This is a genomic window from Erythrobacter donghaensis, from assembly GCF_001557325.1.
Classification (GTDB): Bacteria; Pseudomonadota; Alphaproteobacteria; order Sphingomonadales; family Sphingomonadaceae; genus Erythrobacter; species Erythrobacter donghaensis_B.
The window spans coordinates 1-12,388 of sequence record NZ_LSJS01000076.1 but is presented as its reverse complement, the minus strand read 5'-3'; the positions used below and the strand labels follow the sequence as shown (position 1 = coordinate 12,388).

Sequence of the window (12,388 nt, the reverse complement as noted above, 5' to 3'; positions counted from 1 at the left end):
GTCCACACGAGGCCCGCCAGCAGGAACAGCGCGGTCAACAGGTGCGCGGCGAGGCGGAAGTGGCTCACATCGGTGAGGTTCGTCGCGCCGACCCCCGAGGACACCATGTACCACCCCAGCGCCCCCTGCCCCACGATCAGCGCGAACATGGCGAGGAGCCGCCAGCCGTAGCCAGTCGGGATCGCGCGGAGAGCCGCGAAGGCGATCAGCGGCAGCAGGAAGGCAAGCCCGATCACCCGCCCGAGGATGCGGTGGAACCACTCCCAGAAGAAGATGAACTTGAACGCGGCGAGATCCATCCCCGCCGGGCCGCTCTCGATCCGGTATTCGGCGGTGAGGCGGTATTTGGCGAATTCGGCCTGCCACGCGGCCTCGGTGAGCGGCGGGAGGATGCCGCTGACGACGTTCCATTCGGTGATCGACAGCCCGCTTTCGGTCAGCCGGGTGATCCCGCCGACGACGACGATCAGCACCACCAGCAGCGCGACGATCTCGAGCCAGCGCGCAATCGCCAGCGGGCGCGCTCGGCTTGCGGCGGCGGCTCGGAACAGGTTCGACACGGAGGCGGAGGTAGCCATGACGGTGCGCTCTTTGTCCCCGCGCGGTCCGCTAGGCAAGCCCGTTCGCCGCAAAGCGCCGTGCGATAGGCGCAAGTCCGCCTTGCACAATGTAACAACATCACATACATGCCCTCCCAGACATGACCCCCGACGCCCTGCCCCCTGCGAATCGGAGTCTCCTCCGCCGCCGACTCGACAAACTCGGGATCGGGCTTGCGGGCCTGTGCGTGCTGCACTGCCTGGCGACGCTGGTGGTGGTCTCGGCGCTGGGCCTCGGCGGGCACTTCCTGCTCGACGAGAATATCCACCGCATCGGCCTGCTGCTGGCGCTGATCGTCGCCGCGCTCGCGATCGGGCGGGGGATGCTGCGCTATGGGCGGCGCGGGCCGTTCCTTGTGGCGCTGGGTGGCCTTGCGCTGATGGGCGTCGCGCTGCTGGTGCCGCATGGGACGAACGAATTCCTGCTGACGCTGCTCGGCGTGGCGATCGTCGCGGCGGCGCACTGGATGAACCTGCGCACCGCCGACTGAGCAAAAGCTGTGGTTGCGCGGGGGCTGCGAGGGACTATGTCACCGCGCATGACCAAGAGCATCACCCTGAACGGCGCCCCCCACCGCTCGGCGGCCGCCACCATCGCCGATCTGGTGCGCGAGCTGGACCTGACGCCTGAAAAGGTCGCGGTCGAGCGCAATGGCGAAATCGTCCCCCGCTCGACCCTGGCCGAGGCCCCGCTGGCCGAGGGCGATACGCTGGAAATCGTGCATTTCGTGGGCGGCGGCGATCATGCGGCGGACACCTGGAGCGTCGCGGGCCGCACCTTCCGCTCGCGGATGATCGTCGGCACGGGCAAGTACAAGAGCTTCGAGCAGAACGCCGCGGCGGTGGAAGCCAGCGGCGCGGAGATCGTCACGGTCGCGGTGCGGCGCGTGAATGTCAGCGATCCCAAGGCGCCGATGCTGACCGACTTCATCGATCCCAAGAAGATCACCTACCTCCCCAACACCGCCGGCTGCTTCACCGGCGAGGAGGCCGTGCGCACGCTGCGGCTGGCGCGCGAGGCGGGGGGCTGGGACCTCGTCAAGCTCGAGGTGCTGGGCGAGGCGCGCACGCTCTACCCCGACATGCGCGAGACGCTGAAGGCCACGGAAGTGCTCGCCAAGGAAGGCTTTCACCCGATGGTCTACTGCGCCGACGATCCGATCGCGGCCAGGCAGCTCGAAGATGCGGGCGCGGTCGCGATCATGCCGCTGGGCGCGCCGATCGGCTCGGGGCTCGGCATCCAGAACCGCGTGACCATCCGGCTGATCGTGGAAGGCGCGAAGGTGCCGGTGCTGGTCGATGCGGGGGTCGGCACGGCGTCCGACGCGGCGGTCGGCATGGAGCTGGGGTGTGACGGTATCCTGATGAACACCGCCATCGCCGAAGCCAAGGACCCGATCCGCATGGCCCGCGCGATGAGGCTCGCGGTCGAGGCGGGGCGCGAGGCCTACCTTGCGGGGCGCATGGCGCGGCGGATGTATGCCGATCCCAGCAGCCCCTTGGCGGGGCTTATCTGATTTGGCCTCAAGCGCCGGCGCGCGCGTCCGCGCGCTTGGCTTTCCTCCGGGGGCCCGGCCCTGCGGGCCACCCCTCCGGGCGCGCGTTCGCGCTTGCGGCCCGTCCGTTGGCGGGCCGATTTGTTCCTTCTACCTAACACTTAATTAACCATCTTCAGCGACGTTCTCCTCGTCCGAAGGAGACGTGCGATGATGATGCCGATTGCCGAGATGCGGGAATTCGCCGGGTTCGCCCCTGCCGAGCAGCGCTACATCAAGCGCAGCCTCGACATCGGCCTCGCCCGCACCGACGCCTTCCGGCGCTGGGGCCGCTCCGAGGCCGAGAATGTCGCGATCCGCCGGCAATATGTCGCCTATCAGGACCTGAAGTCGCTGCGCGGCCTGATCCCGCAGGACGGCACGCCCTACGAGGTCGAGCGCTTCCTCGGCAAGCTGGTGCGTCTCGCCGCCTTCGATCTGGAGCAGGAGCGGCTGGCGAGCTTCTCGGCCTTCCGCTTCCTCTACGAACGCCTGCTGGGTGCGAGCGTGCGGCCCTACCTCCCGGCCGCCTTCTGCGCCGCGAGCGCGCTGCCCTCGATCCGCCCGGAGCGCCGCAAGCTGCTGCTGCAATCGCTGAGCGAAGCCGCCGCCACCGCGCCGGGCTGGTCCGAGCGCGAGCCGGTGTTCCTCCCCGAATATGTGGACGACTTCGAAGCGGCCTAATAGTTGAGAGGGATGGAGCCGCCCTCCCCCTACCACCCCCCGGTCAAGCGCTCGCTTGCAATCGCGGGCCACCAGACCTCGATCAGCCTCGAGCCGCTGTTCTGGGACATGCTGAAAGCCGCCGCCGCGCGCGAAGGGCTGGCGGTTGCCGCGCTGGTCGCCCGCATCGATGCCGAACGGATCAAATCGCCCACGCCCCCGGGTCTGGCGAGCGCGATCCGGGTGTGGCTGGTGGTGAACGGCTGATCTTCGTCATTGCGAGGCCGAAGGCCGCGGCAATCCATGGACCGGTCGCGAGCGGCAAGCTCAGGCCATGGATTGCTTCGCTTCGCTCGCAATGACGAGGGATGGGCCTAGTCGTCCACCCGCTCGATATCCGCACCCACCAGCTGGAGCTTCTCCTCCAGCCGCTCGTAACCGCGGTCGAGGTGGTAGAGACGGCGCACCGTGGTCTCGCCCTCGGCCGCAAGGCCCGCAATCACGAGGCTCATCGAGGCGCGCAGGTCCGTCGCCATCACTTCGGCGCCGGTCAGGCGCTCGACACCCTTGACGATCGCGGTGCGGCCCTCGGTCGCGATATGTGCCCCCATGCGCGCCAGCTCGGGCACGTGCATGAAGCGGTTCTCGAAGATCGTCTCCTTGAGCACGCTGGTCCCCTCGGCGCGGGCGAGAAGCGCCATCAGCTGGGCCTGCATGTCGGTGGCGAGGCCCGGATAGGGCGCGGTGGTGAGGTCGACGGGCTTCAACGCGCCGTTGGCCGCGACGGTCACGCTCTTGGCGTCCCAGTCGACATGGATGCCGATCGCCTGCAGCGCGTGGATCGTCGCCATCATATCGTCAGCCTTGGCCCCTTCGAGCCGCACCTCGCCCCCGGTGATCGCCGCCGCGCAGGCGTAGGAGCCGGCCTCGATCCGGTCGGGCATGACGCGGTAGGTCGCGCCGTGGAGGCGCTTGACCCCGTGGATGGTGAGGTTGGAGGTGCCGATCCCCTCGATCTCCGCTCCCATCGCGACGAGCATGTTGCACAGATCGACGATCTCGGGCTCGCGCGCGGCGTTGAACAGGCGGCTGGTGCCGTTGGCGAGAACCGCGGCCATCAGCGCGTTCTCGGTCGCGCCGACGCTGACCACCGGGAAGTCGAAATCGCCGCCCGGCATGCCGCCATCGGGCTGATAGGCCTTCACATAGCCCGCGGCGAGCTCGATATGCGCGCCGAAGGCTTCGAGCGCCTTGAGGTGCAGGTCGATCGGGCGGTTGCCGATCGCGCAGCCGCCGGGCATCGACACGGTCGCCTCGCCCGCGCGCGCCAGCATCGGGCCGAGCACGAGGATCGACGCGCGCATCTTGCGCACCAGATCATAGGGCGCGATCGTCGAGGTGATGCGGGTCGCCTCCATGCTCATCACCCGGCCGAAATCCTCGGGCCGCGTGCCCTGGATCACCGTGGTGACGCCGAACTGGTTCATCAGGTGCTGGAACCCGTCGATATCCGCCAGCCGCGGCAGGTTGCGCAGCGTCAGCGGCTCCTCGGTCAGGAGCGCGCAGGGGATGAGGGTGAGCGCCGCATTCTTCGCGCCGGAAATCGGGATCGTGCCCTTGAGGCGGTTGCCGCCCTTGATGATCAGTTTGTCCATGGAATCGCCTTAGCGAAAAGTGCCTTTCGTGCAACTCGCCCGCGCGGGGGATGTGCGACGATTCCTAACAATCATTGACCTTGGTTATGGCGCAAGGCACGGGGGCAGCGGACGGGCCACTCACCCTGTCCCCAACGCGAGAGCCGTCAATGTCTCCCAAGCCGATCCGCAAAGCCGTTTTCCCCGTCGCCGGTCTCGGCACCCGCTTCCTGCCCGCGACCAAGGTCGTCCCCAAGGAACTGCTGCCGGTGGTGGACCGCCCGCTGATCCAGTACGCGGTCGACGAGGCGCGCGAGGCGGGGATCGAGCAGCTGATCCTCGTCACCGGGCGCGGCAAGACCGGGATCGTCGAGCATTTCGACATCGCCTTCGAACTCGAGCAGACCATGACCGAGCGCGGCAAGGACCTCGCCATCCTCGAGCCGACCCGCGCCACCCCGGGCGACGTGATCGCGGTGCGCCAGCAGGTGCCCTTGGGTCTAGGCCACGCGATCTGGTGCGCGCGCGCGATCGTGGGTGACGAGCCCTTCGCGATCTTCCTCCCCGACGAGCTGATGGTGGCGAAGGAGGGCGGCACCGGCTGCATGAAGCAGATGGTGGAGGCCTACGAGCAGGTCGGCGGCAACCTCATCTCGGTGCTCGAAGTGCCGATGGAGCAGGTCTCCAGCTACGGCGTGATCGATCCGGGCGCGGTGAACGGCGCGCTGACCGAGGTGAAGGGCCTCGTCGAGAAGCCGCCGCGCGACCAGGCGCCCTCCAACAAGATCGTCTCGGGCCGCTACATCCTCCAGCCCGAGGTGATGCGGGTGCTCGAGAACCAGGGCAAGGGCGCTGGCGGCGAGATCCAGCTGACCGACGCGATGGCGAAGATGATCGGCACCCAGCCGTTCCACGCCGTCACCTTCGACGGCGCGCGCTACGACTGCGGGAGCAAGGTCGGTTTCGTGCAGGCCACTCTCGCGATCGCCCTGTCGCGGCCCGACATGGGCGCCGAGGTGCGCGCGATTGCGCTGGATCTGCTGAAGTAGCGCGCGAGGGGCAGCAGCGCCGCCCCTCTCACCTTCGCTATTCCGCTGCCTCGCCGGTCGGGGTGTCATCCGCATCATTGTCGCGGGTGATGGCCCTGCGCGGCGCGGGCTTGGCGGGGGCGGGAGCCGCCTCGCCTTCGGCTTCGGCGGCACCCTTCACCAGCCCCGAGAGCGACGATCCGTCGAGCCCCAGTTCCTTCATCAGCCCGTCGAGCACCGGCGCCTGCGCGCGGTAGGCGAGCGCGGCGGCCACCGCGTCGCTGGCGAGATTGCCCGATCCGGAGCCGCCACCCGAACCGCCCGTGCCGCCATCATTGGCCGCGCGGCCGCCATTGGTGAGCCCGTCGACCTGCACGATCTTGATCGAATCGATCGCCTCCATCGGCTTGGCGCTCTCGCGGATGACCTCGGGCAGCACCTTGAGCAGCGCGAGCTTGGTCTGGAGGCTGATCTGGTCGCTCGAAAGGATGTTCGCCGCCTCGTTGATCGCGCGCTGGCCCGCGGCCTCGACCTCGAAGCGCACTGCCGCAGCCTCGGCGCGCAGCTTCTCGGCCTCGGCCTCGCCCTGCGCTTCGAGCTTGAGTGCCTGCGCGCGGTTCGCCGCGGCGTCCTTTTCCGCCTCGGCCTGGACCTTGACCCCGATCGCATCGCGCTCGGCCTGCTTGGCGGCCTCGATCAGCTCGATGGTCTTCTGGCGCTCGGCGATCTCGCGCTCGCGCGCGGTGGCGACGCGTTCCTCGGCCTCGACCGCCTTGGCGCGGGCCTCGTCGGCCAGCGCCTTGGCCTGGCTTTCCTCGCGGCTCTTGTTCTGCACCGCGATCTGCTGTTCCTGCCGGGCGATCTCGAGCGCGCGCTGCTGGATGATGCGCGCTTCCTCGACCAGCCGGTCGGCCTCGATCTGCTGGGCATCGACCTGCTTCTTGGCCTCGATCCGTGCGGCTTCGGCCTCGCGATTGCGCTCGGCCTGTTCGCGGGCGATTTCCGCCGCCTGCGCCGCGCGCCGCACCTCGACCTCGCGCTCCTGCTCGAGCCGCGCATATTCCTGCTCGCGGCTGATCTCGAAGCTCTTCTTGCTGGCTTCGAGGTTCTTGGTCTCGATCTGGACGCGGGTGTCCTGCTCGATGTCGTTGCGCAGCTTCTTCCTCGCCTCGATCTGCTCGGTGAGCTTGGTGAGGCCTTCGGCGTCAAAGGCGTTGTTGGCGTTGAAGTGTTCGATGCTGGTCTGGTCGAGGCCGGTCAGCGACACCGACTCGAGCTCCAGACCGTTCATCGCGAGGTCGTTGGACGAGACCTGCTGCACCTTCTGCACGAAATCAGCGCGCTGTTCGTGGAGCTCGTTCATCGTCATCCCCGCCGCGACCGAGCGCAGCGCATCGACGAACTTGCCCTCGACGAGGTCCTTCAGCAGATCGGGCTGCATCGTGCGCTGGCCCAATGTCTGCGCGGCCATCGCGATGGCCTGCGCATCGGGGCGGACGCGGACGTAGAATTCCGCCTTCACGTCGATCCGCAGGCGGTCGAGCGTGATCAGCGCCTCGTTGTCGCGCCGCACCACCGGCAGCACCAGCGTGTTCATGTTGACCGGCATCGCCTCGTGGAACACCGGGAAGACCAGCGCGCCCCCGTTCATCACCACCTTCTCGCCGCCAAGGCCCGTGCGCACGAAAGCGGTCTCCTTGGTCGCGCGGCGGTAGAGCCGGACGAGGAAGGCGAAGAACACCACGACGAAGACGAGGGCGCTGACCCCGACGACGCCGTAGGTGATGAGTCCCCCGGTGGAGGCCGCCAGATCGCCGGTGGTGGCGACCTCGCCCGCGGTGGTGGTGGTCAGAGACATTGGCGTTCCCCTCAGCTTCCCAGCCCGAGCAGCGGGCTTTCATATTGAACGGCAAAGAAGGTCTCGCCCTCGCGGCGGACCAGCAGGACGGTGTCACCCGCCCGCAATTCGATTGAAGCGTCATGGGGTTCGACCATGACGTTGTGCGCCTGCCCGTGGCGGTCGATCACGCGGGCGCGGGCGGGCGAACCGGCGCGGGCGGTGCCGATCTGGATCTCGGCATCGCGCCGAACCAGCTCATCGAGCGCGATCGCGGTGGTTTCGTCCTTGGGCATCACGGCGGCAAGCGGACGCATCGCGAGGCTGTTGAGCGGCAGCGCGGCAGCGCCCGCCGCCAGCACCGCCCATCCGGCGGAGAGCGGGGCGCCCAGCAGGTCCGCGATCCACGCCTGACCGATGAGGCCGATGCTGCCGAACACCAGCAGCAGGCTCGCCAGCCAGATCAGCAGCGGCACCCGCCCGAGGCCGAGCAGCGCGGTCAGCGCATCGCCGAAGCCGCCCAGCTCGAGCCCGCCGCCCGTATCGGCATCACCCTCGAGCACGTCGCCGAGGCCCGTGATCTGCACGAGCGCGATCAGCGCCAGCGCGGCGAGCGCGAGGACGAAAGGCAGGTTGTGCGCCGCGAGCAGGCTCATGCCGCGCAGCCCCGCATGGCAAGGCGAAGACCGTATCCCATGCGGGAAATCTAGGACAAGCTGCCGCGCTGTAACAGGAAAATCGGCGAAAAATCGGCACGCGGCCGCGTCAATGCCCCTGTCGGGAGCCGAAGCTGCGCCCGCTCAGCAGCCGCGGGCGCACCACGCGGCGGAACTGCAGCGGGGGGATGCCCGCGGCGCGCTGGAAGGCGTTGCTGAAATGGGCGGCGCTGGCAAAGCCGGTCGAGGCGGAGATCTCCGCGATCTTGAGCTCCGAGCGCGCGACCAGCGCGGTGCTGCGGGTGATCCGCCGCCAGCGCACGTGGTCATAGGGCGCGCGGCCGGTGGCGTGCTTGAACACCCGCGCGAAGTGGTAGGGTGAGAGGTGCGCGAGCTCGGCCAGCTCGCGCAGGGTGATCTGGCGGTCCAAGTTCGCGTCGATATGGGCGAGCACCCGGCGCAGCTTGTGCGGGGGCAGCGCGATGCGCAAATCCGGCTGCCCGTGGTCATCCGGGGCGCCGTCGTGGAAGCCCGCCGCGAGCCGGGCGGTGGCCTGTTCGATCAGGGCATTGTCGGCCTCGCTCTGACGCAGCACCAGGCGACCGACGGCGTGCGCCAATTCGCCGAGCGCGGGATCGTCGCGCAGGCCGAACGATCCCGGCAGCGGGGCGCCTTCCGCGCGCATCGCCGCCAGCCGTCCGGCGGGCACGATCAGCACGCAGAGCATCGAGCAATCGCGCGTGTATTCGAGCACCATCCGCGTGCCGGCCCGGATGAAGGTCACGCGGTCGCTCGAATGGGGGCCGCACTCGACGGCCTGCCCATCGAGCGTCACCTTCATCGGGAACATGCTCCCGCGGGTGACGATCACCACATCGCGGGCGGGATCCTGCAGTGTCACGATCTGCGGCCCGCCATCGTGATCGGGCACGGCGACCATCAGCGCAAGCCCGGTGTGGCGGTGCCTGACGAAGACGATCTCGTCCCCCAGTTGCTCCTGCGTGCGCCCCGGCCCGCCGGTCACAGCCCAATGCTCGAGGATCGACATGACCGCACTTCCCCCTTGTCCAATGCGTCAGTTCAAAGCCTGTATACCGTATGTAGCACCCGCAACAAACCCCCCATGCGATTGCCCTTGTTGAGATCGCCCGCGAGCCGCATCAGCGTGTCGGCAAAGCCGTGCGCGGGGAGTGCGGCGGTGGCGGCGGCGATCTGGGCCCGGGTCAGCCCCTTCCTGAGCATGCCCTGGCTGGCATCGACCCAGTCGGCCTTGCGCAGGGCGTTGACCGCCTCGGCATTCGGCCCCCGGAAGGGCGTGGCCTTGTGGTGCCAGACGATCAGGTCGCGGATCAGCGCGGGATCGAGATCGGGCGCGTGCTCGCGTCGCGCCGCCTCCGCCAGATCCGCCGAGGGCTCGAGATAGGCGAGCTCGCGATGGGTCCACATGCCCGCGTCATGATAGGCAAGCGCAAAGCCGAAGGGCCGCCGCCAGCGCATCTCGCCGCCCATGAAGTGCATCGCATAGGTCAGCACGCGGTAGATGTGGTTGCGATAGCCCGGCAGATCCGCGCCGATGCGAGGGGCGAGCCGCGCGAGCTCGGATTCGACCACCGCATCAGATTCGATAATGTCCATAGCCCTCGTTTCAGGATAGCGTGCTGCGCACGGCTTGCGGGACACAAAATCTCCCTGAAGCCATCTTTGAAGCAAGATACAGAAAGTTCTGACCATGCCCCGGAGCTATGAGCCCAAGCGCCCGCCGATGGACGCCTGCCCGGTCGAGCATGTCGTCGCGCTGGTTGGGGGTAAGTGGAAGGCGCGTGCGCTCTATCTGCTCTCGTTGCGCCCTTTCGCCTTTGCCGCGCTGCGCCGCGAGTTGGGGGCGGTGAGCCAGCAGGTGCTCTCGACCCAGCTGAAGGCGATGCAGCGCGACGGGTTGGTCAGCACCGTGGCGGGCCAGGATGCAAGGTTCGTGCTCTATGTCGCGACGCCCAAGGGGTGCGCGCTGGTCAATGTGCTGATGCCGGTCGCCGAGTGGGGCACGGCCGAGCTGCGCGCGCGCGGGGAGGACTGGCAGCCGCCGCTCGCCCCGCTAACCCCGACCCCGCCTTCGGTGAGTTAGGACCGCGTCACCCGCAGCGGGAGGGTCTTCAATCCGCCGACGAAGGTGCTGCTGGCCCGCTTCGCCTCGCCCGCCGGTTCGACCGCCGCCACGCGGTCGAGGATCGCCTCGAACAGGATCCGCATCTCGAGCCGCGCGAGGTGCAGCCCCAGGCACTGGTGCGCCCCGGCCCCGAAGGCCAGGTGGCGGTTGGGCGAGCGGGCGGCGTCGAAGCGGCGCGGATCGGGGAACTGGGCGGGGTCGTGGTTGGCCGCGACGTAGTTGATCATCAGCCAGTCGCCCGCCTTGATCGCTTGCCCGCCGATCTCGCAGTCCTCGGCCGCGGTGCGCATGAAGTGCTGGACGGGGCTGGTCCAGCGGATCGCCTCCTCGACGATGCCGGGGAGCAGCGAGCGGTCGGCGCGCACGCGGGCATATTGTTCGGGATCGCGGGCGAGGGCCTGCATCGCGCCCGCCGTGCTGGCGCTGGTGGTGTCATGCCCGGCGGTGGCGACGATGATGTAATAGCCCGCCATGTCGCGCGGGGGGAGCGGCTGGCCGTCCACCGTGGCATTGGCGATGACGCTGGCGACGTCGTCGGTGGGATTGCGGCGGCGATCCTCGGCGAGCTGCGCGAAGTAATCCTCGAAGGTCTTCACCGCGCCCGCGACGATCTGCACCACCTGCTCGGGGGTCATCTTGTCCATCCCGGAGCCCGACAGGTCCTTGTCCTGCCCGCCGAACAGCTGCTGGGTGAGCATCTGCATCCGGAACTCGTCCTCCGGCGGCACCCCGAGGATCTGCATCACCACCCGCAAGGGATAGGGGCCGGAGACTTCCTTGACGAAATCGACCTCGCTGCCCTGTTCCAGCATCCGGTCGACCGTCCGGGCGGCCAGCGTCCGCAGCTCGCCTTCCAGCCGGGCGAGGTTCCTCGGCATGAACCATTCCTGGGTCAGCTTGCGATACTTGGGGTGGATCGGCGCATCGAACACCACCAGCGAATCGACCAGCATGTTCGATCCCGTCGCGGCGCGGCTGAATGCGATCGCCTGGTTGAAGCTGAAGACGACAGGGCGCGGGTTGTTGAGGAACCCCGCATTGTCCTTCGAGATCCGCATCACGTCGTCATAGCGGGTGACAAGCCAGAACGGGTCGAACAGACCCGGCGTGTCGGGCTGGACGCGGGCGACCGGTGTGCTCGCGCGGATGGCATCGAAGGTGTCGAGCAACCCGTCCCATTCGGCATAGGCGTGGGGATCGATCACCCGCCTCGCGATGTCGCCCGGGAGGATCGCCTCCCCGCTCACTCCGCTGCCTCTTTCGCCTTCGCGGCATACTCGTCGCGCAGCTCGCGCTTGTAGAGCTTGCCGTTGGCCTCGCGCGGGAGTTCGGGGCGGAAGTCGAACAGCTTGGGCATCTTGATCTTGGAGAGCGAGGGCGCGAGGAATTCGCGCAGCTCCGCCTCCAGCGCGGGGCCGGCATCCGCCATGTCCCTCGGCTGGACCACCGCCACCACCTTCTCGCCGAGGTCGGGGCAGGGCGCGCCGATCACCGCCGCGTCCATCACCTTTGCGTGGGTGACCAGCAGGTTCTCGATCTCCTGCGGGTAGATGTTGACGCCCCCGCTGATGATCATGTGGCTCTTGCGGTCGGTGAGATAGAGGAAGCCGTCGCCATCCAGATGGCCGATGTCGCCGAGCGTCATCCAGCCCTTGGGGTGCATCGCCTCGGCGGTCTTGGCGGGGTCGTTGTGATAGGTCGGGAGCAGCGCGTTCTCGAAATAGATGAGGCCGTCCTCGCCCGCCGCGACTTCCGCGCCGTCCGGCCCGCAGATGTGGAGCGTGCCGTAGATCGCCTTGCCGACGCTGCCCGGATGGGAGAGCCAGTCGGCCGAGCGGATCAGGGTCATGCCGATGCCTTCGCTGCCGGCGTAGTATTCGTTCACGATCGGGCCCCACCAGGCGATCATCTCCTGCTTGATCGGCACCGGGCAGGGCGCGGCGGCGTGGAGCGCGCGCTGGTGGCTGGAGAGGTCGTAGCGGGTGCGCACTGCGGGATCGAGCTTGAGGAAGCGCACGAAGTGGGTCGGCACCCACTGGCTATCGGTCACCTTGTATTTCTCGATCGCCGCGAGCGCCTCTTCGGGGTCGAAGCGCTCCATCATCACCACCGTGCCGCCGAGCCGGTGCACCACCGAGCACCAGCCGATCGGCGCGGCGTGGTAGAGCGGGGCGGGGGAGAGGTAGATCATCGAGCCGTCGGTCGGCATTCCGGCGCCCATCACCGCAAGGCCGACGAGCGGCACCGCGGCCTGCGGGTCGGGGTCGGCGGG

General features: G+C 68.5%; 14 protein-coding genes. 6 read left to right on the top strand and 8 right to left on the bottom strand.

The features are described 5' to 3' along the window. Positions 1-578 (bottom strand): COX15/CtaA family protein (locus AX692_RS03750; protein WP_196491760.1); only part of this gene is annotated, 578 nt, incomplete at its 3' end. 209 nt (positions 579-787) lie between these two features. On the opposite strand from AX692_RS03750, the gene AX692_RS03745 reads away from it, so the two are divergent. The 4 genes from AX692_RS03745 (at position 788) to AX692_RS03730 (ending at position 3,064) form a co-directional block, all read left to right on the top strand. Then, positions 788-1,090, top strand: coding sequence for a MerC domain-containing protein (locus tag AX692_RS03745; RefSeq protein ID WP_330997358.1), 303 nt, complete (start codon positions 788-790; stop codon positions 1,088-1,090). 48 nt (positions 1,091-1,138) lie between these two features. Continuing rightward, positions 1,139-2,116: a sulfur carrier protein ThiS gene (gene thiS / locus AX692_RS03740; protein ID WP_073977324.1), complete on the top strand. Its 978-nt coding sequence runs from the start codon at positions 1,139-1,141 to the stop codon at positions 2,114-2,116. Positions 2,117-2,305: 189 nt separating this feature from the next. Next, on the top strand, positions 2,306-2,818 hold the full coding sequence (locus tag AX692_RS03735; protein ID WP_073975869.1) for a hypothetical protein: 513 nt from the start codon (positions 2,306-2,308) through the stop codon (positions 2,816-2,818). A gap of 12 nt (positions 2,819-2,830) precedes the next feature. Beyond that, positions 2,831-3,064: a ribbon-helix-helix domain-containing protein gene (locus tag AX692_RS03730; protein ID WP_073975870.1), complete on the top strand. Its 234-nt coding sequence runs from the start codon at positions 2,831-2,833 to the stop codon at positions 3,062-3,064. Between the two features lie 107 nt (positions 3,065-3,171). Here the strand turns inward: AX692_RS03730 and murA are convergent, their stop codons facing one another. Next, the gene (gene murA / locus AX692_RS03725; RefSeq protein WP_073975871.1) at positions 3,172-4,452 is read right to left on the bottom strand and encodes a UDP-N-acetylglucosamine 1-carboxyvinyltransferase; all 1,281 of its coding nucleotides are present in this window, start codon (positions 4,450-4,452) and stop codon (positions 3,172-3,174) included. A 149-nt stretch (positions 4,453-4,601) separates the two neighbouring features. Here murA and AX692_RS03720 point away from each other — a divergent pair, with 149 nt between their 5' ends. Further along, a complete protein-coding gene (locus AX692_RS03720) occupies positions 4,602-5,480 on the top strand; it encodes a UTP--glucose-1-phosphate uridylyltransferase (RefSeq protein ID WP_073975872.1) in 879 nt (292 codons plus the stop codon). A gap of 37 nt (positions 5,481-5,517) precedes the next feature. Here the strand turns inward: AX692_RS03720 and AX692_RS03715 are convergent, their stop codons facing one another. The 4 genes from AX692_RS03715 to AX692_RS03700 all read right to left on the bottom strand — a co-directional run bounded on the left by AX692_RS03715 (position 5,518) and on the right by AX692_RS03700 (position 9,587). After that, positions 5,518-7,317, bottom strand: a complete 1,800-nt coding sequence (locus AX692_RS03715) for a flotillin family protein (protein ID WP_081095120.1) — start codon at positions 7,315-7,317, stop codon at positions 5,518-5,520. A gap of 11 nt (positions 7,318-7,328) precedes the next feature. Continuing rightward, a complete protein-coding gene (locus tag AX692_RS03710) occupies positions 7,329-7,952 on the bottom strand; it encodes an OB-fold-containig protein (protein WP_073975873.1) in 624 nt (207 codons plus the stop codon). Positions 7,953-8,061: 109 nt separating this feature from the next. Further along, positions 8,062-9,000 carry a helix-turn-helix domain-containing protein gene (locus AX692_RS03705; protein ID WP_073975874.1) on the bottom strand — a complete coding sequence of 313 codons (939 nt, stop codon included), beginning with the start codon at positions 8,998-9,000 and terminating at the stop codon, positions 8,062-8,064. A gap of 32 nt (positions 9,001-9,032) precedes the next feature. After that, positions 9,033-9,587: a hypothetical protein gene (locus tag AX692_RS03700; RefSeq protein WP_073975875.1), complete on the bottom strand. Its 555-nt coding sequence runs from the start codon at positions 9,585-9,587 to the stop codon at positions 9,033-9,035. Between the two features lie 94 nt (positions 9,588-9,681). Between AX692_RS03700 and AX692_RS03695 the strand changes: the two genes are divergently transcribed. Then, positions 9,682-10,074 (top strand): winged helix-turn-helix transcriptional regulator, encoded by a 393-nt coding sequence (locus tag AX692_RS03695; protein ID WP_073977566.1) that lies wholly within the window; start codon positions 9,682-9,684, stop codon positions 10,072-10,074. Here AX692_RS03695 and AX692_RS03690 read toward each other — a convergent pair. Both AX692_RS03690 and AX692_RS03685 read right to left on the bottom strand, forming a co-directional pair. Beyond that, a complete protein-coding gene (locus tag AX692_RS03690; RefSeq protein WP_073977325.1) occupies positions 10,071-11,363 on the bottom strand; it encodes a cytochrome P450 in 1,293 nt (430 codons plus the stop codon). The genes AX692_RS03695 and AX692_RS03690 overlap by 4 nt on opposite strands. After that, a partial coding sequence (locus AX692_RS03685; protein WP_073977565.1) for an AMP-binding protein occupies positions 11,360-12,388 on the bottom strand: 1,029 nt, incomplete at its 5' end. The genes AX692_RS03685 and AX692_RS03690, both read right to left, overlap by 4 nt.

What these genes read in the sequence shown, in the direction of transcription:
- AX692_RS03735 (WP_073975869.1), top strand. Translation starts at nt 2,306, where the DNA reads ATGATGATGCCGATTGCCGAGATGCGGGAATTCGCCGGGTTCGCCCCT.
- AX692_RS03710 (WP_073975873.1), bottom strand. Translation starts at nt 7,952, where the DNA reads ATGAGCCTGCTCGCGGCGCACAACCTGCCTTTCGTCCTCGCGCTCGCC.
- AX692_RS03705 (WP_073975874.1), bottom strand. Translation starts at nt 9,000, where the DNA reads ATGTCGATCCTCGAGCATTGGGCTGTGACCGGCGGGCCGGGGCGCACG.
- AX692_RS03730 (WP_073975870.1), top strand. Translation starts at nt 2,831, where the DNA reads ATGGAGCCGCCCTCCCCCTACCACCCCCCGGTCAAGCGCTCGCTTGCA.
- AX692_RS03720 (WP_073975872.1), top strand. Translation starts at nt 4,602, where the DNA reads ATGTCTCCCAAGCCGATCCGCAAAGCCGTTTTCCCCGTCGCCGGTCTC.
- AX692_RS03700 (WP_073975875.1), bottom strand. Translation starts at nt 9,587, where the DNA reads ATGGACATTATCGAATCTGATGCGGTGGTCGAATCCGAGCTCGCGCGG.
- AX692_RS03715 (WP_081095120.1), bottom strand. Translation starts at nt 7,317, where the DNA reads ATGTCTCTGACCACCACCACCGCGGGCGAGGTCGCCACCACCGGCGAT.
- thiS (WP_073977324.1), top strand. Translation starts at nt 1,139, where the DNA reads ATGACCAAGAGCATCACCCTGAACGGCGCCCCCCACCGCTCGGCGGCC.
- murA (WP_073975871.1), bottom strand. Translation starts at nt 4,452, where the DNA reads ATGGACAAACTGATCATCAAGGGCGGCAACCGCCTCAAGGGCACGATC.
- AX692_RS03695 (WP_073977566.1), top strand. Translation starts at nt 9,682, where the DNA reads ATGCCCCGGAGCTATGAGCCCAAGCGCCCGCCGATGGACGCCTGCCCG.